Annotated in this window: 29 protein-coding genes; 24 read left to right on the top strand and 5 right to left on the bottom strand. The window is 37.2% G+C overall.

The features are described from left to right. Nucleotides 1-63: 63 nt before the first annotated feature. Both ABWU69_RS05805 and ABWU69_RS05800 read left to right on the top strand, forming a co-directional pair. Complete coding sequence (locus tag ABWU69_RS05805) at nt 64-1,227, top strand: hypothetical protein (RefSeq protein ID WP_353285063.1); 1,164 nt, start codon at nt 64-66, stop codon at nt 1,225-1,227. Continuing rightward, nucleotides 1,172-2,281 carry a hypothetical protein gene (locus tag ABWU69_RS05800; RefSeq protein ID WP_353285062.1) on the top strand — a complete coding sequence of 370 codons (1,110 nt, stop codon included), beginning with the start codon at nt 1,172-1,174 and terminating at the stop codon, nt 2,279-2,281. Before ABWU69_RS05805 ends, ABWU69_RS05800 begins: the two co-directional genes overlap by 56 nt. Here the strand turns inward: ABWU69_RS05800 and ABWU69_RS05795 are convergent. From ABWU69_RS05795 to ABWU69_RS05775, 5 genes are read right to left on the bottom strand one after another with little or no spacing between them, the layout of a single operon-like run. Beyond that, entirely contained in the window at nt 2,259-3,518 is a 1,260-nt protein-coding gene (locus ABWU69_RS05795; RefSeq protein WP_341814806.1) for an AAA family ATPase, read from the bottom strand. The two genes, ABWU69_RS05800 and ABWU69_RS05795, sit on opposite strands and share 23 nt — an antisense overlap. Next, the gene (locus ABWU69_RS05790) at nt 3,515-4,003 is read right to left on the bottom strand and encodes a hypothetical protein (RefSeq protein ID WP_341814807.1); all 489 of its coding nucleotides are present in this window, start codon (nt 4,001-4,003) and stop codon (nt 3,515-3,517) included. Before ABWU69_RS05790 ends, ABWU69_RS05795 begins: the two co-directional genes overlap by 4 nt. Before the next feature lie 25 nt (nt 4,004-4,028). Then, on the bottom strand, nt 4,029-4,865 hold the full coding sequence (locus tag ABWU69_RS05785) for an AAA family ATPase (protein ID WP_341814808.1): 837 nt from the start codon (nt 4,863-4,865) through the stop codon (nt 4,029-4,031). A 12-nt stretch (nt 4,866-4,877) separates the two neighbouring features. Beyond that, nucleotides 4,878-5,693, bottom strand: coding sequence for an ATP-binding protein (locus tag ABWU69_RS05780; RefSeq protein ID WP_341814809.1), 816 nt, complete (start codon nt 5,691-5,693; stop codon nt 4,878-4,880). A 51-nt stretch (nt 5,694-5,744) separates the two neighbouring features. Beyond that, nucleotides 5,745-6,260, bottom strand: coding sequence for an RNA polymerase sigma factor (locus ABWU69_RS05775; RefSeq protein WP_264735969.1), 516 nt, complete (start codon nt 6,258-6,260; stop codon nt 5,745-5,747). 222 nt (nt 6,261-6,482) lie between these two features. Between ABWU69_RS05775 and ABWU69_RS05770 the strand changes: the two genes are divergently transcribed. From ABWU69_RS05770 to ABWU69_RS05665, 22 genes are all read left to right on the top strand, one after another. Further along, nucleotides 6,483-8,600: an AAA family ATPase gene (locus ABWU69_RS05770; RefSeq protein WP_353285061.1), complete on the top strand. Its 2,118-nt coding sequence runs from the start codon at nt 6,483-6,485 to the stop codon at nt 8,598-8,600. Nucleotides 8,601-9,655: 1,055 nt separating this feature from the next. Further along, on the top strand, nt 9,656-9,868 hold the full coding sequence (locus ABWU69_RS05765; RefSeq protein ID WP_341814812.1) for a hypothetical protein: 213 nt from the start codon (nt 9,656-9,658) through the stop codon (nt 9,866-9,868). A 440-nt stretch (nt 9,869-10,308) separates the two neighbouring features. Continuing rightward, nucleotides 10,309-10,491, top strand: coding sequence for a hypothetical protein (locus tag ABWU69_RS05760; RefSeq protein ID WP_341814813.1), 183 nt, complete (start codon nt 10,309-10,311; stop codon nt 10,489-10,491). 1,078 nt (nt 10,492-11,569) lie between these two features. Then, a complete protein-coding gene (locus ABWU69_RS05755) occupies nt 11,570-12,154 on the top strand; it encodes a hypothetical protein (protein ID WP_353285060.1) in 585 nt (194 codons plus the stop codon). A 615-nt stretch (nt 12,155-12,769) separates the two neighbouring features. Further along, nucleotides 12,770-13,243 (top strand): crossover junction endodeoxyribonuclease RuvC, encoded by a 474-nt coding sequence (locus tag ABWU69_RS05750; protein ID WP_353285059.1) that lies wholly within the window; start codon nt 12,770-12,772, stop codon nt 13,241-13,243. Between the two features lie 181 nt (nt 13,244-13,424). Continuing rightward, nucleotides 13,425-14,669 carry a DNA modification methylase gene (locus tag ABWU69_RS05745; protein WP_353285058.1) on the top strand — a complete coding sequence of 415 codons (1,245 nt, stop codon included), beginning with the start codon at nt 13,425-13,427 and terminating at the stop codon, nt 14,667-14,669. 23 nt (nt 14,670-14,692) lie between these two features. Beyond that, nucleotides 14,693-15,184, top strand: a complete 492-nt coding sequence (locus ABWU69_RS05740; RefSeq protein WP_341814678.1) for a helix-turn-helix domain-containing protein — start codon at nt 14,693-14,695, stop codon at nt 15,182-15,184. Further along, a complete protein-coding gene (locus ABWU69_RS05735; protein WP_265026482.1) occupies nt 15,184-15,417 on the top strand; it encodes a hypothetical protein in 234 nt (77 codons plus the stop codon). Before ABWU69_RS05740 ends, ABWU69_RS05735 begins: the two co-directional genes overlap by 1 nt. Beyond that, nucleotides 15,414-17,243 carry a phage terminase large subunit family protein gene (locus ABWU69_RS05730; protein WP_353285057.1) on the top strand — a complete coding sequence of 610 codons (1,830 nt, stop codon included), beginning with the start codon at nt 15,414-15,416 and terminating at the stop codon, nt 17,241-17,243. The genes ABWU69_RS05735 and ABWU69_RS05730 overlap by 4 nt, the downstream gene beginning before the upstream one ends. Continuing rightward, entirely contained in the window at nt 17,236-17,469 is a 234-nt protein-coding gene (locus ABWU69_RS05725; protein ID WP_353285438.1) for a gpW family head-tail joining protein, read from the top strand. The genes ABWU69_RS05730 and ABWU69_RS05725 overlap by 8 nt, the downstream gene beginning before the upstream one ends. 40 nt (nt 17,470-17,509) lie before the next feature. Continuing rightward, a complete protein-coding gene (locus ABWU69_RS05720; RefSeq protein WP_264688165.1) occupies nt 17,510-17,767 on the top strand; it encodes a hypothetical protein in 258 nt (85 codons plus the stop codon). Continuing rightward, nucleotides 17,764-18,024 (top strand): type II toxin-antitoxin system RelE family toxin, encoded by a 261-nt coding sequence (locus ABWU69_RS05715; RefSeq protein ID WP_253303276.1) that lies wholly within the window; start codon nt 17,764-17,766, stop codon nt 18,022-18,024. The genes ABWU69_RS05720 and ABWU69_RS05715 overlap by 4 nt, the downstream gene beginning before the upstream one ends. A 121-nt stretch (nt 18,025-18,145) precedes the next feature. Beyond that, nucleotides 18,146-19,570, top strand: a complete 1,425-nt coding sequence (locus tag ABWU69_RS05710) for a phage portal protein (RefSeq protein ID WP_341814680.1) — start codon at nt 18,146-18,148, stop codon at nt 19,568-19,570. Beyond that, nucleotides 19,567-20,661, top strand: a complete 1,095-nt coding sequence (locus ABWU69_RS05705) for a S49 family peptidase (RefSeq protein WP_341814681.1) — start codon at nt 19,567-19,569, stop codon at nt 20,659-20,661. The genes ABWU69_RS05710 and ABWU69_RS05705 overlap by 4 nt, the downstream gene beginning before the upstream one ends. A 185-nt stretch (nt 20,662-20,846) precedes the next feature. Next, nucleotides 20,847-21,221 (top strand): head decoration protein, encoded by a 375-nt coding sequence (locus ABWU69_RS05700; RefSeq protein ID WP_341814682.1) that lies wholly within the window; start codon nt 20,847-20,849, stop codon nt 21,219-21,221. A 44-nt stretch (nt 21,222-21,265) separates the two neighbouring features. Further along, the gene (locus ABWU69_RS05695) at nt 21,266-22,270 is read left to right on the top strand and encodes a major capsid protein (RefSeq protein ID WP_341814683.1); all 1,005 of its coding nucleotides are present in this window, start codon (nt 21,266-21,268) and stop codon (nt 22,268-22,270) included. A 102-nt stretch (nt 22,271-22,372) separates the two neighbouring features. Then, on the top strand, nt 22,373-22,678 hold the full coding sequence (locus ABWU69_RS05690) for a hypothetical protein (protein ID WP_341814684.1): 306 nt from the start codon (nt 22,373-22,375) through the stop codon (nt 22,676-22,678). After that, on the top strand, nt 22,679-23,188 hold the full coding sequence (locus tag ABWU69_RS05685) for a phage tail protein (protein ID WP_341814685.1): 510 nt from the start codon (nt 22,679-22,681) through the stop codon (nt 23,186-23,188). Continuing rightward, entirely contained in the window at nt 23,175-23,648 is a 474-nt protein-coding gene (locus ABWU69_RS05680) for a hypothetical protein (protein ID WP_341814686.1), read from the top strand. Before ABWU69_RS05685 ends, ABWU69_RS05680 begins: the two co-directional genes overlap by 14 nt. Beyond that, a complete protein-coding gene (locus ABWU69_RS05675) occupies nt 23,635-24,099 on the top strand; it encodes a phage baseplate assembly protein V (protein ID WP_341814687.1) in 465 nt (154 codons plus the stop codon). Before ABWU69_RS05680 ends, ABWU69_RS05675 begins: the two co-directional genes overlap by 14 nt. A 3-nt stretch (nt 24,100-24,102) precedes the next feature. After that, entirely contained in the window at nt 24,103-24,357 is a 255-nt protein-coding gene (locus tag ABWU69_RS05670) for a PAAR domain-containing protein (protein WP_341814688.1), read from the top strand. 5 nt (nt 24,358-24,362) lie between these two features. Further along, nucleotides 24,363-24,698 carry a GPW/gp25 family protein gene (locus ABWU69_RS05665; RefSeq protein WP_341814689.1) on the top strand — a complete coding sequence of 112 codons (336 nt, stop codon included), beginning with the start codon at nt 24,363-24,365 and terminating at the stop codon, nt 24,696-24,698. The last annotated feature ends 1 nt before the right edge of the window (nt 24,699 follow it).

The following is a 24,699-nucleotide window of genomic DNA, read 5'->3' as shown; positions in this document are numbered from 1 at the left end:
TATTATACACATTATATGGTTGATCTTTATCCCAGCAGAGATTTCTGGGAGAGTGATTTAGAGATGCCAATAGATCATTGGTTACCTAGCTTTCAAAATGAGAAAATACGTAAAAATTGGCTTTCTTCCCTCTCAGGTAGACAATTAAATGTCATTTTTCTGCAACTTTTTAAGCATAACGATGATATTCCAATTCAACAAAAACGTGCCATTCTCACGGATTGTTCAGATTCTTTGCTCAACTATTATCTACTTAGTTGTTTTAACTATTCTAAATTTCAGTCTGCTGTTGTTGAAGTAGCAAAATCCACCTTGGACAAAGCGCTCATTGCTCAGTTTTTATGTAAGAGCAATAAATATGATAAAAAGTCCTTGATCTTTGTTATGTTTCATCATAATCCAGAGTTAATCAAGTATGTTTACCATTTTGACAGAGTACAAAAGAGAGGGTTTTCTCCCTTTATTCTACAAAATTCCCCTAGACAGATGAAAACTCCTTTTAAAAACTTTTTATCAAAGCAAATTGTTCACGAACTACTGCAAAAATATGATGCTGCAAAAAATGATGGCTTTGAAACTCAACTACAATGTTTTTTCTATCATCATGATCGTATATACGTGTTTATACGTCGTGCTAGCGATAAGGACTTACTCTTTAATTCAAACCGTATTATCCATGGATATAGACCAGATCGGATTATTCTCGATTTTTCTCTACATGGTAATCAATTAAATCTTTCTGCCAAAAACTCTGATGAAAGTCTAAAAATAGCAAATAGTATCTTAAGTCGTTACTTTCAACGTGAATGCTTATTTATCGATATGCAAGACCAAAATTGTACACTTCTTGTTGCAGCATTCTTAAAGTCTTCCATAGAAGGGGCTGACCCTCATATTTGCCCTTTTGAAATAAGGTTCCGTTCAACTCAGCTCAAGAAAGATACATACTTAGTTGTAGCCACTAATCCATTTAACTCACTTGCTCGCGAATTACAGATGTTAAAATTAACACAAGATAATTCTGTTGTTGAGTCCATTCGCGTTTTGTTTCAGAATAAAAAAGTAACTTTATTTTTTAAAAGAAATCAGCATTATACCATTATTTATTACTCAGAGCATGTACTCAATAAAAAAGAGCGTGAAGATTTCAAGTCATTAATGAAGGAGAACTATGGACTTACAATCCTACCAAAAGCAAACTATTGCAGATGTTCTGGAATCCAATGAACCCTGTATTGACCCGAGCAAAGCTTACTTGAAAACTGCAATCTATTTATCTAGTCTTGGCTTTATTAAGCTAAAAGCAGTTGATTTTGTTATTTGTTCTCGTAAAGAGGATCATTTGGATTGGCCTCACGTATTTGATCCAGATTGCACTAATGAAATTCCTATTAGTCCAGACTTTGATGAAGAATGTGATGACATGCTTTGTGAAGATTGTTGTCGCTACATTCTACCCAATACTCATCAAAAGCAACGATTTCACCTACTATCAACCAATCTTAACCTAGAAAAAATTGCACATTGGTTTGAGAGTCTATTGAACAACTCAAAGTTCATCTGGCAAAAAGCAGCAGAAGGAGTTTATCACATAAGTAGCCAAGGCAGTATTGTTAGCATAATCATTCTTGATCTTTGCTCTGATGCAGTATATTTAACCATAGATAAGCTTAGAATCCAGCCCACTGTTTTAATTACCGTAAGAGAGAATATACCGGACTTGCCAATTGTTTTGCCCATCGTAAAAATGTCTGATCTTTTTTGTGAGAATAGGAGTTTACGTGAAATACTTCTTGAAGTAGCTATACCAGAATTAATTGCTAATGTCTCTACACAAATTTTCCCTGTTATTTCATTAAAACAAGTTAAACCTAAATCACCAAAGAAAACTCTACAACTTGGGTTCTCACATGGTGCGGTCTACGTAAATGACATTGAAGTAGTAAATAAAAGAGCTATATTGTGTATTAGTATCTTTCGCGTTTTACTCAAACAATTTCTCGATGATTTTGAAAATGGTATACCATTAAAACATCATGTACCTCTTAGCACCGAAAAAATAGCAGACAGTTTAATTTTTCATTCAGAAATTACAGATTTAGAACAACAAATAAGATATCCTCTGAATAAAATGCAAAGACAAATAAAAGAAAAACTGGCTAACCAATCAGGATTGAGCATCGAACGTGATGATGTTATTCAAACCATTGGTTGGCCAGAATTAATTTGTAAGGAACATGGTTATCGCCTTAATCCCTTCACACTTGTGTTGACAAAGTAATCAAGCTAACCTTAGAAGCTTTCCAACATCCGTTAGCTCTGCTAATGAATTTTGCTGGTATAGGTTTTCTGTTCCCAAGCTCATACACTACCTGCAGAATATTTTTGCTTCTACTGGGTTGAAACATTACTATACCAGACGTATAGAAACTTCTGAGTGCATTAGCTCCAACCAGAGCCTGAAATGGATTTTTTTCCAGTGTAGCTGTGGATACTTTCTTAGTGTGATGGGTCATGATTATTCCAATGCCGATAGAGCGTAATTTTTCAATCCCACTACGTAAAAGAGAAAGTGGCATCAGATGCGTCGTAAGAGAGTCTATTGCAATAAGATCAACCATCTTTGTACCAAAGTCTTTCACGATGATGTCTTTGATCCTCTCCACTCCTTCATCATTCAACGTTATTTTTGCTTCTGAAGCAATAACCAAGTTTTCTTTCATTAAATCTATAAGCTTTTGGTCGATTTTGAGTTGCTGTAAGCGCCTTCTCATGTCGTCATATCCCATTTCGTCCTGTAGATAGAGTATCCTAAGCGGTTTTGTAGGTGTCATCTTAAGAAATGATACTCCTGCTGCCATATGTGCTAATAAAGAAAGCAGAAAACTACTTTTTCCAACCTTTGGAGTACCACCTATAACTAAAAGCCCACCTGGTGTTAGAATTCTTGGGCCTATGACATCTTTCGGCATTGGAGATTGGTCGCTTAAATACTGTCCTACAGAAAACGCCTTTTCCCCTTTTTTTATTGCCCCCTTTGCTTCTTTATTTTGTAATTTCTCAGTATTTTTAGTATTTAACCACTCCTTGGCAGAATCTATATTACCTTTAATTAAAGTCCAAAGATCAATAATGTCACCACTAGTCCCTGTGGTAAAATTACGCCAATTACCGGCTTTTTTACCTACTATTTTAACCATAATGGTATCTCCATTTAAGCTGCCAACATAAGTCTTCTCTTGGTAAAACTTACCGTCTGGAATTAGATGAGACACACATTCCTTAATATTATCAATTAATGACGCCTTTATTTCCTTTTTAGACATAAAACCTCCATAACCTAACAACATGTTTTTCATACGTTTAAAGCTGAGATTAGCCAGCTCACAAACAGTTTCAAAAGACTCCAAATTGAACCATTCAATTGCTTCTTTTTTTAGCTCTGCATTTTTTCCTGCTGCATCTTTGATAGCTCTCTTAATGACAGCAATCCAGAGCTTCTCCTCGTCGTACTTCAAAACGGTACCCAATCATTTTCAGTATTTTCTGAAGTAATAACTGTAGCAATCTTGTTCTTTTCTCCATACCGATCAGCTTCAATACCTACCTTTGCTCTGAATTCTAAACCATTTAAGTCTGCAATAGAGTTCAGCTTACGAGCAAGTACCGCCTTTTCTGAATTATCATGTGGATGAATATTGCGTGCTGACTCTAAAATACTGCGAATCATAGAACGACCCATTTCTCCCCAAACATCTTCTCTTTCAACGTTTGCTTTGCCACTTTTAATACCAATTGCTTGATAAATCTTATGCCTTGCATATGACCCTTCAATGACGGTAAATTCTGCATTTAAATAGATACTACCGGTAGTGGGACTTTTAGTGAGCCAGCATTCATAACCCCCAGGTTTAATAGCCATTTTGACTTTTACCGTTGTACCTTTAGGTATTAAATTACTTTGCGACTTTGCCGTGTTAAAATCAGTTAAATCCTGTAACATAAATGTCTCCATAATAAAGTTGAAATCAGCTATTCCATTGGTCCACAAACTGCCAGCGACCATCTATCTTGTCGACAGTCTTGCGCAGGATATGTTTTCCATTGCGTAACTCAAAAACTATTTGACATGCGGTTTGTTCTTTTCCGTTTTCTTCTCTGTTTTCTTCATCCTTCCGAAACATCACCATACCTGTAGTGTAGAATCCCCTTAAAGACCCAGCACCACTTAAACCTTGAAATGGATCTTCTTCCAGCATTTTTTTGGATAATTTTTTAGTGTGGTGGGTAAGTATTATACCGGCATCTGGATTAATAACATTTCTCAGTCTTTCAAGCGTTTTTTGCAGGAAGAATAGCATAGCGCTGTTATCGTTCTCATTACCATATTCACCTGAATTAAAGATATTTCGTAGAGGATCTATGGCGATAATATCTGGCTTGAAACTTTTTTCCTCCAGAGAGTTTTTTATTTCATCTATCTCTTCACTACTAAACGATAGTTGTACTCTTGGCGTGATCATGAAGTTGTTTGCACCAATATCCAAAAGCTCTTTATCAAGTTTTAACTCCTGTAGACGCTCTTTTAAATATCCATCATCAATTTCAGTCTGCAGACAGAGAACTTTCATAGGCTGATTGGGAATCATGCCAAGAAATGAAACACCAGCAGCCATGTGCATGAGCCATGAAATTAGAAAATCGCTTTTACCAATTTTAGGTGGCCCACCAAATACCAACAAACCCCTTGGAGTTAATATCCTCGGGTAGATGATGTCTTCTGGGATTGGTGTTGGGTCACTTAAATACTCTTTTACGCTGAAAAAAGGGATTTTTTGACCAATAGTGAAAATGTTTTGTAGCATAGTTATTCTCCATTAAGTAGCAGTAGAAAAGGCTTTAGCTTTAATTTTCGCAAGTAGTTTTCCCAGATGCGGTTCTTCAACCATATTAAGGCAACCACTTCGATCTTTAGCAGGGTATCCCCAGGAATTAATCGTCTGACAGACAAATGAACGTACTTCTGTGCCATCATCTTTCTTGATTCCAACCATGCTGATTACTTCATCAACAATTCCAGGAATTTCACTGGCAGTTTTAGCCCCTTCACATTGAGGCAGCCAGGTCGAACGATTACAATCATCAAGATACTGACCTAAAGTGCCAACTATGATGATGTCTTTATCCCGAATATGTTGAAACTGATTGAGCCAAGCCATCATCTCCTGAGCAAGTGTGCCGTAAGCAGCTCTTTTATCTTCTCTTCCTGATCTATCAGAAAAAGCTTCAGGTTGCATCCTTGCCCATAAAAAGCATAAACGTGATGCTACAGTGATACTATCGATAAAAATGCAATGATATTTAAAAAACTCCGAAGAAAGATCTTTGTACTTGCCAGATACATGCTCATAGTGCCTTTGACTATATGCTTGATCAGATTTTAATGCAGGATTTAGCCCACCAATAAGACAAGCTATATCTCTTGCCTCATTCCAAGTACGAACGCTGATTGAATCTCCTTTCCAGTCCTGAACTGCTAAAAGCCCTGCTTCAAAATCAAGACAGAGTGTTGTCGACTCATCGAGAGTTTTAAGTAGACTAGTTTTGCCGATTCCATAAGGTCCAAAGATTACCATTTTTACACCTGTTACTGTTTTTACTCTTTCTTCGTTACTTATTATTTTTAGAGTCATAATCTCCCCCTATGTTTTATATACCGGAATGGTTCTCTGTTGTCGGAGGTTCTAGAAAACTTTTTTTGTATGTCGTCTTATTCTTCTGAGAATGTCATAGACTGTTGTCCTTGCTATTCCACGTATTTCAGCTACTTCTGGAACACTGAAGATTTCTAGCTGTCTGCATAGAACTTGCCATTCTTGAGGTAGTGTTGAGACAATGTAATCAAGATCACTACGGTCTGCTATTTCATCTTCAAAACGGCACCTTTCATCAGCAATGTTATCTAAAATAGTATGATCTATATATAATATACCTTGTTTGCCACCACGCTTTTCGCATGATTGCCTATACACTAAGTTAATGGCACGGCACTTAACGAGTTGTTTAACAAAAGCAACAAAACAACTTTTACTCTCGTCATATTGAATAATTGTTGGCCAAACAAGTAAAAAAAGTTCTTGTTCAATATCTTCAATGCTTTCATCGGCAAAACATTTAAGGCGTTTAAGACATTTTGCATAATACTTTACGTACTTAACAACTATAGGATTAATTCCCGAGTAAGAGTTCTGTGATTTCATAATTTTTCTTGAATAATTAACTTCTTCAAGAGTGATCGTTTTTGGAGACTGATTGTAATTGCGGAGCAAAATTAAATAATTGCGATGCGATTTTTAACTTACTGATATTCTATGCTTTTTTTCTGAGAATAATGGCGATAGCAATTTAAATAATGGTGATGGCGCACAACAAGCAGCAATTACGGTATAGAGCACATAGGGAACATTTAAAGGTTTTGAACTATGAATTTCGGTTTAAGCAGTGAAGAATTAAAAGCAGAACTATTGTTGCAGATAAGATCGTGTCTTTCGTATTTACTACCTAATGGCACTTTTTGCAGAAATGAGTTTCAAGTAGGGGATATCTGGGGTAATAGAGGAAAAAGTTTAAGAGTAGAGCTAAGTGGCAGTAAAGCCGGGTTATGGAATGATTTCGCAACCGGGGACGGTGGTGACATTATCGATCTTTGGGCAGCCGTGCATAGAAAAAACGCCAGAACAGAGTTTTCTGAAGTAATGGCTTCTATAGGTGAATGGCTTGGCAAACAACACACTAGAGAAAAAAAGAGTATCAAAGATCTAGAACAGCACCTGACTTGTAGCTGGAATTATTACGATGAAAACAACCAAGTTATTGTTATAGTTTACCGATATGATCCACCTGAAGGAAAGAAAGAATATCGTCCATTTGATGTTAAGAAGCTGAGTTTTGGCGAACCGGATATAAGGCCACTCTACAACATTCCAGGTATTCTAAAATCTGATAAGATTATTCTGGTTGAAGGAGAAAAATGTGCAGAAGCGCTCATAGAGAAAGGAATTACTGCAACGACAGCAATGTTTGGAGCAAATGCACCTATTGATAAAACAGATTGGACACCGCTTAAGGGTAAAAATATTATTATTTGGCCAGATAATGATGAAGCAGGTAATAAATACGCAAAAAAAGCTGAAAAAAAGCTTTTAGAGATCGGAGTTGCATCACTTGCTGTTCTTGAGATTCCGCAAGGTAAACCTGAGAAATGGGATGCTGCTGATTGTGTAGAGGAAGGTATAGATGTCAAAGAGTTTTTAGCTTCAACTCCGTTACTTACTATTGATACTCCAGCTACTGATACTTCAAATATGAAAAGTTTAGAAAGATCCACAAAACAGCCACTTAACATTTTAGATTGGAGTGCAGAGCGCTTTGTAGGTCCGGTACCAGAGCAAAAGTTTCTTGTTGAAGGTCTATTTCCTTTAGGTGTTACTTCAATAATAGCAGCAATGGGAGATACAGGCAAAGGTATGCTTCTTCTTGACCTAGCGCTTAAGGTTGCAAGTGATAAGGATCAGATGTGTGGCTTTGGTTCACTTGTTACTGAACATGGATCAGTAGTGATTTTTTCAGCAGAAGATGATGCAAGTGAGATACACCGCCGCTTAGAACGACTCGACCCTAAGTGTGAAAGGTTGAAACATAAAGATAAATTATTTATTGTACCACTGCCAAACGTCAGAGGATCACTTACAATACTCAGAAATGTTCGTGGTAAAATCGTCGAAGTTTCTCCTGAATTCGAATCCGTAATGAAACAGCTCGAGGAAATAAAAGATCTGAAATTGATAGTATTTGATCCACTTGCTTCATTTATCCATGCAGATATAAATGCTGATCCAGCTGTAGGGGATTATCTAATGTGCTTATTATCTGATTTAGCATGTAGTACTGGAGCTTCGATAATTACTGCTCATCACATGAGAAAGCCAAAAGGAGAAAAACCGATATTAACTGCTGAACAAGCACGCGATGCAATTAGAGGTACCTCTGCTCTTGTTAATGGTGTTAGATGCTCATACGCTTTTTGGCCAATAGAAAATACAGCTAGGCTAGAAATCTTTAAGGCAGTAGGAGAAACACCAAGACAGAATGCTTTGTTTCATGGGGCAGTTGTGAAGGCCAATGGTTTAGCTGATCGCACTGTAAGAACTTACCTAAGAAATCAGGAAACAGGGCTACTAGAAGATATAACAATACAACTAACAGTTAAAAATGCTAGTGAAAAAGACCTTAAAATATGTCTTACTGATGCAATTACACGATCTGCTGTTGCAGGACATCCATTTACTCACACAGGAAGCACAGGAGTATATAAGCAACGGCATAGACTACCTGAAGTTTTTCACAGCATGGGAAGAGATCGACTAGAGCGTATAGTTCAGGAACTTTTACAGGTAAAGCAGTTAGTTAAAGTGATGTCTACAGGTTCAAAAGAGGATAAGTGGCTTGACATTCCAACTGGACCATTTGCTTGTGGTATAGGAAAGTTCACTCTTGGAGCTGAAGATTTTAGCTATAGGCAAAATTTAATGTTAGGATAAGTCTTTTTTTATGGGTAAAAATATTTTAGAGTTTACCCAGTTTTCTCTATTGCCCTTTCAATCTATAGCTACTATCAATTTACATCCACTCAACTAAAACGCTAATCTTAGCACTCAATATAATTTTCAACTAAAGATAGGTAGAATATATAAGAAATAGCACCGCCAATGATTGTATTACATTCCTAATTCCTAGGTTCCTAAATCAGTAATTAGAAATCAGGAATCTAAATTCTGCGTGAGAGCTAGCTTTTTTACCTACGTTCCTAAAAGCGTTCCTAGAAACTACATGTCTAAAGTCAGCCAGTGAGGCGGATTCTAGCTTCCTAAAACCCTTATATATTATATATATATAATAGTAATAAATAATAATAGATAATATAAAATAATAGTAAAACACAAATAGAGTACAATAACTTAAACAGCAAAAAAAAAGAAGTCCAGAAAGGTTGCCACAAAACATTATTAAGATATTTACATTTAATGAAAGATACAATTAGCGCGGTTTTAAAACGATTCTACGACTTCAGGGTATAAATTGTACCACCAAGACCTAAATTACTCATGTAGGGTAGCTTAAAACTTGATTACGAGGCATTTCTAAATTATTTTTTACTTTAAACTTTTACTTGTTATAAAAAAACCCTTATTTTAGTTTATCACGTTTTTTATTCGTTGTAAAATATTTTTTCAAAAAAGTGAACAGTTTTTGTAATTTTGGTATAACAAAAGCTGGTTAAGTTGGTACACTGGAGGTCTTATGGAAATACAACGACTTTTATCTCAAACTCCTGAGGGAATGTTGTGAGTCTTTTGATGAAAAAATCTCTATAAACAGGTTGTAGATGAAGCTAAAGAAAAAAAAGTTTGAAGTTGCTGCCGTAGAAGAAGAAACAGAAGCTCGTAAAATTTGATTGCCGCTTAAAATGGAGACAAAGAGCAAAATTTACGTCTCCAATTTTATCATACATAACGGAGACAAAATTTCCACTATTTATTAGTAATAAAAAGCAACTTAGTTTATATTTGGTTTTTAGAATAAACTTATTTTCAACATGATTGACACTTTAACTTTAAAAGAAGGAGATATTGAGACTACTGCATTTGATAATAGCAATATGACTAGAGTATTACACAATGGAGAGTGGTGGTATGTGATAACAGAGGTAATAGCTTCTCTTACAGGTAGTAAAAACCCATCTGATTACCTAAAAAAGATAAAAAGCAGAGATATAGGGCTCTCTGAAGGATGGGGACACCCCCCTTGAAATTAAAACAAAAGGTGGTAAACAGAATGTTAATTGTACAAATGTTGAGGGGTTATTTCGTATCGCGCAGTCTATTCCTTCTAAAAAGGTTGAACAATTTAAACGTTGGCTTGCAAAGGTTGGGTATGAAAGATTACAAGAATATGAAAACCCAGAACTGGCATTTAAGCGAGCCTATGCTGATTATGTTGCAAAAGGATACCCTGAAGAGTGGATACAAAAAAGGATACAATCGATATCTATCAGAAATCAGCTAACAAAAGAGTGGGATAGCAGAAAGATCTCTGATCATAATAATAAGCACCTTGAAGGCAAGGAGTATGCAATATTGACAGATGCAATCTCTCAAGAGACTTTTGGAATAAAGACCAAAAAACATAAGGAAATAAAAGGCTTAAAGAAGCAGCCTCTAAGAGACCATATGACACCGAATTTTTAACATGCTAGGAGAACAAGCTACCATTGATGAGATAAAGGATAAAGATGCTCATGGTTATAATGAAAACTTAGAAGCGGCAAAGGGAGGCGGTAAAAATGCAGGTATAGCAAGAGAAGCATTTGAACAAGCGAGAGGTGTGAAAGTCGTTTCTCCGGATAACTTTCTGAAGAAGATTAAAGATTGAAGTGGGGTAGCATATTTTCATTGTGAGAAAAAAGGAGCCAAAACAATCTCTCTACTGCAACACCATTCTTAAAAACGTTTTAGAGGGCTATTATAGTGTTGTTAGATAGCTGTTTTTATCAAAAACTCATGTAACCTCTTTTAAATCTAAATAACCAGTTGTTTCCAAAATGGAAAGATCTCAAATAGCGAAGAAGCTGCTGTAAAAGATATAGCTGGTTTTCAAAGCTCTTTAATTCCTTAGCTGCCTTAAAATTATTTTAACTTTTTTTTAGAAAATCCCGGAAAAAGTGATGAGAAATCCGGTATATATATTATGGAAGGGTATTGAGGTAGTTTGTAGATGCGCTTCAAACACAAAAGTCGGCAAACAAAAACAGAGTAGAAAAGATTGAAGAAAGCAAAAGAAATAAAGTAATTTAGGCTTTTGGTAAGTTACATAATTGAGAATTTGTATTTTTTTAGATGAGACAAAAACTTTGTTTTAAGACTAGATATAACTTTAGGGTACAAAATTACTACCATTGCCAAAGAACGCACGTAATACCCCTTAGAACTCGAATAAATGGCATTCTTAGCAATTCTATTACTGTATAGCAAACCCATAGGTGAGTTTAGCACGTTTTTTACGCTTTGCAAAGAAAAATTAAAAAAAATTGAACAGTTTTCGTAATTTCTTGAGTATATATAGCAAGGGGTTAATGGAGACTTTATGAAAATACAACAACTTTTATTGCAAAACTCTGAGCAGTTAAAAGAATATTGCAAAACTCTCAGTAACGAAACAACCTTTATAAGCAACTTATAGATGAAGCTAAAGGAAAGAAGTTAGTAGAGCTGGGAGAATTAACTAAACTAGCTACTGCCATAGAAGAAGAAACACCGGATGAGAGGCTCATGGAATATTTCGATGATAACAACAACCCTTTTAATGCAAAAGCAATAACAGGTTTCTTTGCTTAGGCGTCTTATGTTCATTATGCACTCTTCAGCTTATGATAAAGATTTAAAGCAACTTAGACAAGCTTTTGCCTAAGATGTATGAAAAACTAAAGCTGAGACTAACAAATGATACGCCCATGAGAAATCATGCAGAGAAAGAACTTAGGTTCAGCAATTTTTTGCGTGATAATATTGATGTCTTTAGACCTTTAGAAGATGCTGAAATCTATGGCTCTGTAGAAAAAAGAAAAGAAGCAACGATTGAGCTCATAAGGCTATTGACAATACAACCTGAGCTGAATTATAGAGGAGATAAATTTATACTAGATCTTATTTTGGATTATATAAAAGTTTTTGGAAAAGAGGTAGAAAGCTTAGAATCTGATATTAATATCTTAATCAACTTGCTGGAAAAAAGTATAGAGAGAAGAGAAATAGAAGAGAACTTAGATTCTGATATCAAAAACCGGATAAAAAAAAGGATAGAAGAAAGTAAAGACAAAAAAGAAGTGGAAAACTTAAAATCTGACATCAGTGCCTTCATTGATATAATGGATAAAAGGTTAAAAGAATTTGAAGGAAACTTAGAGGAGATTGAAAAATGTAGAAATGAAGTGGAAAAGATTGAAAAAGAAACAATGGATAAAAGAAATAAGGTAGTGGAGCAACTATCAAGATTTAGATTATCTCAAACACCTTTACCAAATTGTGCAATAAAATGATAATTAATACTGAACAAAAAGTTACATTTACTGTATATAACTATTAGGGGGAGTAGCAATAATTTAAACGAAAAAAGAAAAAAATAACACTGAACTAAAAGTGGTATATAACTATTAGGGGTAAAATAGCTTATCTAACACTCGATCTCGGCAAATAAACAGAGTAGAAAAGATTGAAGAAAGCAAAAGAAATAAAGTAATTTAGGCTTTTGGTAAGTTACGTAATTGAGAAGAAACAGCTTTGTATTTTTTTAGATGAGGCAAAAACTTTGTTTTAAGGCCAGATGCAACTTTAGGGTACAAAAATACTACTATTACCAAAGAATGCATATAATGCCCCTTAGAACTCGAATAAATGGTATTCTTAGCAATTCTATTGCTGTATAGTAAACTCACAAGTGAGTTTAGCACGTTTTTTACGCTTTGCAAAGAAAAATTAAAAAAAAGTGAACAGTTTTTGTAAAATCGGTGAATATATATAATAGCAAGGAATTAACTCCTAACTAAGGTAGGTAGCATAAGATTCTTGTCATTGGCCAACAAAAACCCATTCATAGCGTATTTTGAAGGGACCAAATGATATTTAGTGCTACTTGCAGTTTTAAATTATAGCAAATGTCAATCTTAACACTAGACCTCGGCAAACAAACAGGTTGGGCTATTCTCAAAGACGGAGTAATCCAAAGTGGCAGTGAGAGTTTTCACTCTAGCCGTTTCAGCGGAGGTGGCATGTGCTTCTTAAGTTTTAGTAATTGGCTTAATTCCTTGAAAGACATTTCTGCGGTGTACTTTGAGGAGGTAAGAAGACATCTAGGAACAGACGTTGCGCATTGTTATGGTGGTTTCTTTGCCGTTTTAACTGCTTGGTGTGAAAAGCATCATATACCTTACAAAGGTGTACCTGTGGGGACCATAAAACGTTTTATCACTGGCAAGGGCAATGCAAGTAAAAGTGAAGTTATTGAAGCTGTAAGGGGCAAAGGTTTTTTCCCTCAAGACGATAATGAAGCCGATGCTTTGGCATTGATGTTTTACATAATGAGTTTTGGCGAATGCTGTGATGTTAATATTTTACATAATGAGTTTTAATGACACTTCTGATATAAGTAACGATTTTAATAATATAGAAACGGGGTGAAATGTGGGTCCTTCCCGCCAGCCAGGCTGATTTGGTGGCGAAAAGCCCGGTCCCTCTCTAGCGTCAGACGTATTTTAATTATTAACTTTTTAACAAGTCGTTAAGAATCTCCACTAGTAATTTAATAAGAATATGAACTTAGCAATACACTACTATCCTATTGAAAATCTTGTCGAATATGAGCGCAATCCTCGTGATAATGACAAGGTAGTAAACAGAATGTGTGCTTCAATTCGGGAATTTGGTTTTCGTATTCCGATAGTTGCAAAAAGCGATGGAACTGTGGTTGATGGTCATTTACGCCTCAAAGCAGCAAGAAAACTGGGCATGGAGAGTATTCCAGTGGTGTTAAGTGATAACTTAAGTGATGCCCAAACCAAAGCTTTTCGGTTACTAGCAAATCAATCAGCTAACTGGGCAAAGTGGGACGATGATCTTTTGAAGTTGGAAATTCAAGAGTTAGAAGACTTGGAGTTTGACCTTAAAATGACTGGATTTGAGCTGGAAAAAGTCCAACGCTTTCTCGACGACATTGATGGAAAAAAAGAAGTAGAAAGAGGAGAAAAAGAGGGAGTGGAATTGGTTGATAAAAAGTCAGTAGTGTCGAAACCAGGGGATCTATGGATTTTAGGTGGTCATCGAATCTACTGTGGCGATAGTTGTCTGGTTGAATCATTTAAAGCGGTATTAGACGATAAAATGGCAGATATTACCGTGTGTGACCCTCCGTATAACGTAGCATATGGTGACAGTCAGGAAAGGGAAGACAAAAAAATACTAAACGATGATCAAGGTGAAAAATACGAACTTTTTCTGTATGACATTTGTACTCATGTTTTAGCAAACACCAAAGGGGCAATTTACATCTGTGCATCATCATCAGAGCTTTCGACCTTGCAGAAGGTATTTGAAGAAGCAGGAGGAAGGTGGTCAACGTTCATAATTTGGGCAAAGAATCATTTTACACTGGGGAGATCTGATTATCAAAGACAATACGAAACAATACTCTACGGTTGGAAAAACGGCAATAAACGTGAGTGGCATGGAGGACGTAATCAAAGTGATCTCTGGTTTTACGATAAGCCAACATACAACTCACTGCACCCAACGATGAAACCAGTGGAGTTAATGGAGAGAGCGATAGTAAACAGCAGTAGACCAGGGGACATAGTTCTTGATCCATTTAGCGGGTCTGGGAGTACGTTGATTGCGTGTGAGAGGACAGGAAGAATCTGTAGAACCATAGAACTTGATCCCGCCTTCGTAGATGTAACGATAAAGCGTTGGCAGGTGTATACGGGAAGAGATTCCACCCTTTTCGGTTCTGGTAAAACTTTTGCGCAAATTCAAGAATCAAGACAGCAAGGGGCGAAATAAGGAAAAAAAGAGGGGAAAGAAAGGTGGAAAGAGGGAAAATCACGCAGACAGAATGGGCAAGAGAACTAGGAGTTTCAAAGCAATACGTCTGTTATTTAGTAAAAAAAGGAATAGTTGAGCTGGAGGATGGTTTGATTGACCGAGAACAAGCAAATGAAGCGGTGGCAGCAATACGAGATCCAAGTCAACCACTGAGGAGAAAAAATCCAGAAGGTGAAGAAAGGGGAAATAATAAACTTTCCACGATGTTGCTAAAAACGCGGATAAAAAATGAGATGGAGCGGGGAAAACTGCTCGAGGCAAAGGCAAAAGCTGAAATTGGTGAACTTATCTCAGTAGAAGAAGTAAAGACTGAAGCATTTAACGTGGCAAGAGTAGTGAGAAATAATCTTTTGAATATCCCAGACAGAGTATCAGCATTACTGGCATCGATGAATGACACAGAGAAGATCCATGAGACGTTAACAGAAGAGATTACCAATGCCCTCGAAGAATTATCGAAAAATACATTTTAATGACTGCTGTTAATTTATATTCAAATAATTTAAAATTATTAAAGAAAATTAGTAGACGCCTTATAATAATAGGCTCAATAGCTATAAGCATCTCTATTTCTACAGCGTATGCAGGAATAATTGCAGTCATTATTCTAAGTTGTTTTGCTAAAGATGCAACTGATGTCTACTGCAAACGTTCTATTCTGACCGATGTGAAAGTAGCAAAATTTCAGCAGCAAATAACACTATGATTTATAGCAATAGCTTTTGTATAGGGCTGAAGCCAGATTCACCACTTAAAGTATCAGAGTGGGCAGATAAGAATCGTCAACTTTCAACGATAGCGTCATCAGAGCCAGGAAAATGGAGAACAGAGAGAACGCCATACCTCAGAGAAATAATGGATTCACTGTCGCCATCTTCATCGGCTGAAAAAGTAATATTCATGAAAGGAGCACAAATTGGCGGAACAGAAGCAGGGAATAACTGGATAGGATATATAATCGACCAAACACCAGGGCCAATGCTGGTAGTACAGCCAACAGTAGAAATGGGCAAGCGTTGGTCAAAGGGAAGATTTGCGCCGTTAATAGAAGATACATCATGTTTAAGGAGTAAAATAAAAGATCCAAGGTCGAGAGATTCAGGCAATACTGTGCAGAGCAAAGAGTTTCCGGGAGGAACGGTAGTAGTAACTGGAGCAAATAGTCCAGTGGGTTTACGTTCAATGCCGGTAAAATATCTTTTTTTAGATGAGGTTGATGCATATCCAGGAGATTCAGGAGGAGAAGGAGATCCGGTTTTACTCAGCATAGCCCGAACTAATACTTTTGCTCGTCGAAAGATTTTTTTGGTATCGACACCAACAGTTCACGGAATAAGCAGAATAGAGAAGGAATTTGAGAGTTCAGACAAACGATACTTTTTTGTACCTTGTCCACATTGTGATCACTATCAGGTGCTGAAATGGCCACAGATAAAGTGGAAAGATAAAGAACCCTCAACAGCCCACTACGTTTGCATAGAGTGTAGGGGAGAAATAAAAAATCATCAGAAAACAGAGATGCTAGCTAGAGGTAAATGGAGAGCTACAGGGGAAGAAAAAGCAAAAGAGGGAAAAACAATAGGATTCCACCTTTCAAGCTTATATAGCCCAGTTGGTTGGTATAGCTGGAATCAAGCAGTAGAAGATTTTCTACATAGCAAAGAGAATGAGCAATTATTAAAAGTTTGGATCAACACCACACTGGGAGAAACCTGGGTAGATAAAGGAGAAGTACCAGACTGGAAGCAACTATTTAACCGAAGAGAATCCTTTACGGTTGGTACGGTACCAAAAGGCAAAGTGATACTGACGGCAGGGGTTGATGTGCAAAAAGATCGTTTAGAGGCAGAAATTGTAGCATGGGGAAGAAACCGAGAAAATTGGTCAATAGACTACCAGGTATTAGAAGGTGATACTGGCAGTGGAGAAGTATGGGAAAAACTTTCAGAGCTCTTGAATCATCATTTTATCGGTGAAAATGGTCTTGAATACATGATAAGCATGATGGCGGTAGATGCTGGGTACGCAACGCAGGAGGTATACAATTGGGTAAGAAGTCATCAAGGGTCTGGAAGAGTAATGGCAGTAAAGGGAGTAAACAAAGCCCTAGTGCCGCTTAACAGCCCAAGTAGAGTTGATGTAACAGTTGGAGGACAAAAACTAAAAAGAGGAATAAAGCTGTGGCCAGTTGGGGTATCGATATTAAAGTCAGAGCTTTTCCAATTACTTAATGTTTTAAAAGAAGGGCTACCTGGGTATTGTCATTTTCCCGAATATCCACCTGAATATTTTAAGCAGCTAACCGCAGAGCAACTAATTACCAAGGTAGTAAAAGGGTATACCAAACAAGAATGGCAAAAGATAAGAGACCGAAATGAAGTACTAGATTGCAGAGTTTATGCAAGAGCAGCATCGATAGCACTGGGAATAGATAGATGGCCAGAGAGTAAATGGGAAAGTTTAGTAGGTGAAAAAGCTAAAAAGTCAAAAAGAGTGAGAAAAAGTAAGTGGCTGAGTGAGCAAAATGTATAGTGAAGAATACTTAGCACAAGTAGAAGAAGCGATAAAGAAGCTACAGAGCGGGGAAAGGGTTGTCTCAATTGCATATGGTGACCATGTAGTTCGGTATGGGGAAGTTCAAATAAAGGATTTATTGGAGCTCAGGCAACGAATCAAAGCAGAGTTAAAAGTTGCAGGTGTGAAGCCGAAGAGAAAGATTGTTATTTCAACGAGTGAGGGGATTGACAAAATTGTGTAAAAATGTTATAGTCTATAGTTGATGTTTTCTGGTTAATCATATGGCTCAAAGTCAAAAAAAGCTCAATATTAATGTAAGTTTCGAGGGTGAATTTGCTCAGTATCTTACAGAGGTCGCAAAAGCATGGAATAAAACTATACCAGAAGTTTTAGTGTGTCTTGTGAAAGAAGAATTTGAAGCAGAGAAAGAGATGGCTGAAATTATAAAAGAACGTGATGTGCCAGATGCAAAGACGGTCAGAAGTGAGGATGTCGATTGGGATAAAATATTATCTGCAAAGACAATTAAAGATGAGTGAAATACAATATTATCTATTCAGAAAAGGTTCTTGAGAGAGATTTCCTTACTTTACCACCAACAATAAGATCAAGAATTAGAAGAGCTATAGACGAGCGGCTTACAATTGATCCAATTAATCTTGGTAAACCATTAAGTGGTAGATTAGTAGGAAGTAAAAGATTAAGAGTAGGCGATTATCGGATTATTTATAAAGTAGATAAATTAGAGAACACAGTAATCATCACAGAAATAGGACACAGAAGTACCATTTATTAAGAGGTAAATGCACTATAAAAAGTCAATGACCAAATTCTCCAGCAGCTTGCTGAAATTTCTCAATATTAAACTATAAATTTGTGCAACAACCTGCTGCATAATTAAAACAATCAGAGGCTAAATGTTATTGAAATCATTCAAACAATTATTTCGGAAACCAACAAAACCAAAAAGTTCAGCATGGGATGCGTCAGGCTCAGGAAGGAGATTATTGCACTTTCAACCAGAGACAGGAAGTATAAATAGCTTACTCTCGCATAGTCTTGAAACTTTAAGAAGTCGATCACGTGACATGGTAAGAAAGAACTCCTATGCAGCAAACATCATCGATACGATAGTGAGTAATTGCGTTGGGACAGGAATAAAGCCGCAGTCAAAAGCAAAGGATGGAGAGTTTCGGAAAAAAGTGCAAGAGTTATGGCTAAGATGGACAGATGAAGCAGACAGTAGCGGAGTAAGTGATTTTTATGGATTACAAGCTCTAGTATGTAGAAGCATGATAGAAGGAGGAGAATGTTTTGTAAGACTCCGAACAAGAAAACGAGAAGATGGACTTTGTGTGCCGTTGCAACTGCAAGTACTTGAATCAGAGCATTTAGATAATAAGAGCAATCAAACCCTTGCCAACGGTAATGTAATTAGAAACGGCATTGAGTTCAATAGACTTGGGCAGAGGGAAGCATACTACCTATTTAGAGAACATCCGGGTGAAGGATCATTTGGAGAGTCAGTGAGAGTACCAGCAAATGATGTTTTACATATCTATAGGCTACTGAGACCTGGGCAGATTCGAGGAGTACCATGGTTGTCCAGTGTACTGTTAAAGCTCTATGAACTTGATCAATACGATGATGCGGAGCTGGTAAGAAAGAAGACAGCAGCGATGTTTGCGGGATTTATTACGAGACTTGATCCTGAAGCGAACATCATGGGAGAAGGAGAGAGTAATGAACAAGGGGTAGCATTATCTGGTCTTGAACCTGGGACTATGCAACTTTTAGACCCGGGAGAGGATATAAAATTTTCAGAACCATCAGATGTTGGGGGAAGTTATGAAGCATTCATGAAACAGCAGCTCAGAGCAATAGCAGTAGGCATGGGAATAACTTACGAGCAGCTAACAGGAGATCTAAGTGGTGTCAATTATTCATCGATACGAGCAGGGTTAATAGAGTTTCGCCGGAGGTGTGCAATGTTACAGCATAACGTGGTAGTATTTCAGCTTTGCCGTCCAGTATGGGATAGGTGGCTAGAATTAGCAATACTCTCTGGAGAACTGGACATAGGTGAAAATTGGGCAAAAGAAACAGCAAAAGAGGTAAAATGGATACCGCAAGGGTGTGCTTACGTAGATCCACTAAAAGACCAGCAAGCACAGCAAATGGCAGTAAGGAATGGGTTTAAGAGCAGGTCGGAGGTGGTTTCGGAACTTGGTTATGATGTAGAAGAAATAGACCAAGAAATTGCTGAAGATCAAAGACGTGCGAGTGAATTGGGCTTAAGTTTTGATTCTGATGTACAAAGTAGTTTTGCGGAAATGACATGAAACAACAAGCAATGTGGCTGAATAGACCGGTAATGATGGAGCAAAGAAGTTTTGATCTATTGTCATTACATGCCGGAAAGCATCCCACGTTTAAAAACATAAAACACGCAGTAAGAAATAATAAAAAGGGAATAGCAGTCATACCAATACATGGAATCTTAACGAAGAATTCAGAAGCTTTTGACGATATTTTAGGAATGACATCATATGAGAAGATACGTGAAGAGATAGAAGAAGCTTTAATAGATGAAGAAGTAGAAACAATAATTTTGGATATAGACAGCCCTGGAGGAGAAGTAAACGGTTTATTCGACCTTTCTGACTTTATTTACGAAGCAAGGACAAAAAAGAGAATTGTGGCGATAGCAAATGATGATGCATATTCTGCAGCGTATGCGATAGCGTCAAGTGCTGAAAAAGTATTGGTAACGAGAACTTCAGGAGTTGGAAGTATAGGAGTAATAGCAAGTCATATAGATCAAAGTGGGTTTGATGAAAAACAGGGGATAAAATATACCACAGTATTTGCAGGAAAGAGAAAAAACGATTTAAATCCGCATGAGCCGATAACATCAGAAAGTGTGGAAAGCTTACAAGAGGAAGTAGATCGCCTATATGAGATGTTTGTCCAGCTCATCGCACGAAACAGAAATTTATCCACGGAAAAAATCAAATCAACGGAAGCAGGGCTATATTTTGGTGAGAAAGCAATAGAGATAGGTCTTGCTGATGAGGTAATAACATATTCTGAATTTATAGATAGGAGAAACAATATGAGTAAAGCTGAATTTAACTATAAGGGCCACACCATCGATGCTGATGAGTTAATGGAAGAATCAAAACGAATAGGTTATGAGAGGTGCCGCAAGGAAGTATTAGAGGTAATAAGATTATGTAATTTATCAAAGATGCCAGAGAAAATAGGAGAATTTATCGAGCAGGATGTAAATGCAAAACAAGCACAAGAGATATTAATGTCGATACTGGCGGAGAGAACGAAGAAGACAGAGATACTGAGCACAATACCACAAAATTCGTCAGAAGATTTAATGATGCAAGTGGCAAAAACACGCCAGAATAGCCAACTATAAGGTTGTGTATCTTTTACCGCGGCGTATAGCAACTTTAAACACCGCGGTAAAATAAAGTTGATCATCTTATAACCGCCGTATATAGCGCTAACATACGCGGCGGTAGTTAAAACGCGCCACAATTATAAGCCGCGGAATATAACAATTATAAAGACAGCGGAATAAACTAAAACAGGGAGAAAAACATGACAAGTATAACAGAAGGAAATAATTTAGGCGATCTTCTAAAATATGAAGTGTCTAATCTATATTCAAGAGACCAAATAACAGTAGCAAAGGGGCAAAACCTAAAGCTTGGTACGGTTGTTGGTCGTGATAAAGATGATCTAATTAAAATTATAAATGCAACGGCCACAGATGGCACACAAACGGCGATAGGTGTGATAACAAGTGATGTAAACGCAACGGAAACCACCAAAGCAGTAATCATTACACGTATAGCGATGCTAGCAGATCATGCAGTTGTATGGCCAGGAAATATCACCGAAGAGCAGAAAGCTACAGCAATAAAACAACTTGAAGCACAAGGCCGAGGAATCATCATCCGCAAGGGAGTTTAAACTTCAACTCAACTTAAATTAATAGGGAAAACAAGGGGAAAAACATGCAAAATCCATTTACAAATCCAGCATTTAGTATGACGGAATTAACTAAAGCAATGAACATATTGCCGATAAATTATGGTCGAACAGAAAGCTTAAATTTGTTTCCAAGTAGATCGGTAAGATTTCGACATATCACGATAGAAGAGCAAAACGGAGTATTGAGTTTATTACCAACGCAAGTTCCCGGAGCACCAGCAACAGTGGGAAAACGCGGAAAACGAAAAATAAGAACATTTACGATACCACATATTCCCCATGATGACGTAGTGTTACCTGAGGAAGTGCAAGGGATAAGGGCATTTGGGTCAGAAAGCGAACTTACAGCACTGGCTAATGTAGTAACAGATCATCTGGAATTGATGAGAAACAAACACGCGATAACGTTAGAGCATCTGCGAATGGGTGCGCTCAAAGGAATAATTTTAGACGCAGATGGCAGTGAATTGTTAAATCTTTACAACGAATTTGAAATTACGCCAAAGGTAGTAAATTTTGCGCTAGGAACAGCAACCACCGATGTAAAGCGTAGGTGTCTGGAAGTATTGAGGCATATTGAGGACAACTTAAGTGGTGAATATATGACCGGGATTCATGCGCTGGTAAGTCCTGAGTTTTTCGATGCTTTAACTTCCCACGCTAAAGTAAAAGAAGCATACGAGAGATGGCAAGAAGGAGCAGCGCTAAGGAACGACATGAGATCAGGATTTACGTTCTGTGGAATAACATTTGAGGAGTACAGAGGGCAAGCAACTGATCCTGAAGGAATTGTGAGAAGATTTATAGAAAAAGATGCGGGACACTGTTTTCCACTTGGTACAGCTAATACATTTACTACTTACTTTGCGCCAGCGGACTTTAATGAGACGGTAAATACACTAGGGCAACCGTTATATGCAAAACAAGAGCCAAGAAGATTTGATAGAGGGACCGATTTACATACTCAGTCAAATCCTTTACCAATGTGCCATCGTCCAGGAATATTAATCAAAGTCGTTGCAGCATAACAATACTGGTAGAGCAACTACAAAAGTGGTGAGGCATGAAACTGCTCTACCAGTATGCCCCTTCTTAGCGTGCATGTAGAGATTAGTGCATAAAGGTAAAGTATGCAAGAAAAAATAAAAAGATTATTTGCAGATTGTTTTACACATTTAGGGCAGCAAGCGTTGTATGAGTCAAAGGATAAGTCATACCTGGTGCAGATATTAAAGCAACAACCAGATAAATTATACGGGATTGGTGAAGGACAATTTGTAGGAGAAACTTTGACTTTAGAAGTAAGTGTGTTTGATGTATTAAAGCCAATGGTGGGAGATACTTTTTCTATAGGTAGTTGTAGATACAGAGTACACACACCGCCACTCAGAGATAACTCTGGGATGATCTGGAAAATTCAAGCGTCAGGGGTGTAGATGCGTATTAACATCGAAGTGACCGGTAGCATAGAAAAAGTTATGCAAAGCATAGATGCAGAGAAAGAGAAAGTGGAAAAAGCGACGGTGAGGGCATTAAACAAAACAGCACTATGGGTAAGGTCGCAAACTGTCAAACAAGTTAGCGAAGAAAAACAAATACCAAAAAAAGCAATGAGAAAAAAGTTAAGTGTGGATAAAGCAAATAGAAAGCGTTTGTGGTCTATAATAAAGCTTAGTTCGCAGTGGATAGGAGTAGCAAAACTTGGGAGTATAAAACAGACAAAGATGGGAGCAAAGGTAGGAAGCCGTACGTATGAAGGAGCATTTATAGCAACAATGAAAAATGGTCATATAGGAATATTCAGAAGAAGGTATACCACGTCTTTGCCAATAGATGAAATTAAAATAAACACCCATGCTCGGGAAACAATGAAAGAGTTAGTTGATAATGAAGTAGAAAGAGTATTTGAGAAATATTTTCAGCAGCAGATAGATGTTTTGGAGTAATTTACATACAGCAATCTGTAATAAGTTAAAGGAAGAGATACCAGCGATACAGACATGTGAAGTGTATCCAACGATACGTCGGGAAATAATAGCCCCAGCAGTGTTTGTAGAGCTTGTGAGTTTAGAGCCAGGGAAAGATCCGGGAACAGAGGAATTAGCACTGAGAGCAAGATTTGAAGCGAGAATAGTAGTTGATGGAACAGTCGAGGATTCCTCGATAGTTGTGAGAGAATTAGCAACAGAAGTTGCAAGAGTTGTGAATAAAAATACTTGGGACGTGGAAAATGTTTCAGCAGGTGAATTTATATCAGCAGGAGGAGATGATTTTAGACCAGAATTAGATGCATATCTAGTGTGGATGGTTGAATGGGTGCATGAAGTCCATGTAGGCAAGTCAATATTTTCAGGCGGAGTTACGCCACATACTATCGAGATAGGAAAAGTGTATGTTGGACCATAATTTTGCCATTGCAGAGCTAAATAGAAGGCTAGCGAATATTATTCGTATAGGTCTAGTTAAAGAAGTAGACTATGAAAAAGCAAGAGTAAGGGTAAAAGTAGGAGAATTTTTAACTGATTGGCTTCCGTGGATAACGGCAAGAGCAGGAGAAGATAGAAGTTGGTTTTCCCCAGATATTGATGAGCAGGTGATGGTATTATCGCCATATGGAGAGTTGTCATTAGGGGTGGTGTTACCGGCAATATATCAGGAGAAATATCCGCCTCCGGAGAATAAAAAGGAAATAAATAGTGTAAAATTTCAAGATGGAACAAAGTTTACATACGATAAAGATAAACATCATTTAGAGATAGATGTAGTAGATAAAATAACGCTAAAAGTTGGGGAATCAAGTATAGAAATGACAAAAAAGGGAATAAAACTCAAAGCAAAAAGAATAGATCTAAACTAGCATATGGGTAAAGCAATCGTTTGTGTAGGAGATTATTGCAGTGGAATACCAGCACATGTTTGTATGAGTGGAAGTGAAAACGTATTTGTAAATGGTAGATCTGTTTGTCGAAAAGGAGATATCTTAACTCTAGGTGAGAAACTAACACAAGGTTCAAACAGCGTATTTGTGAATGGTATTGGGGTAACGAGAACAGGTGACTTGGTATCGTGTGGTTTTCATGTGATGGGTGATAGCAAAAATGTATTTGCAGGGTAAAAAAGATGCGTGGTATGAGTGCTACTAGTGGGAAGGAACTGGAAGGTTTAGACCATCTGAAACAATCAATAATTGATATACTGACCACTCCGATAGGCAGCAGAATCATGCGTAGGAAATATGGATCGAGATTGTTTGAATTAGTGGATAAGCCAGTAAATCGTGATTTTACACTAGAAATTTACGCAGCAACAGCGGAAGCTTTGGAAAAATGGGAAAAGAGATTTAAGTTAGAAAAAGTAAAAATCACAGAAGTAAAAGAAGGGAAAGTAACGATTGATCTAGAAGGATTGTACTTGCCAAGTGGAAAAAATATTCGCTTTGACGGGGTTGTGGTATAAA

This window comes from Wolbachia endosymbiont (group A) of Beris morrisii (assembly GCF_964028185.1).
Classification (GTDB): Bacteria; Pseudomonadota; Alphaproteobacteria; order Rickettsiales; family Anaplasmataceae; genus Wolbachia.
This window is presented reverse-complemented; position numbering and strand designations above follow the sequence as displayed.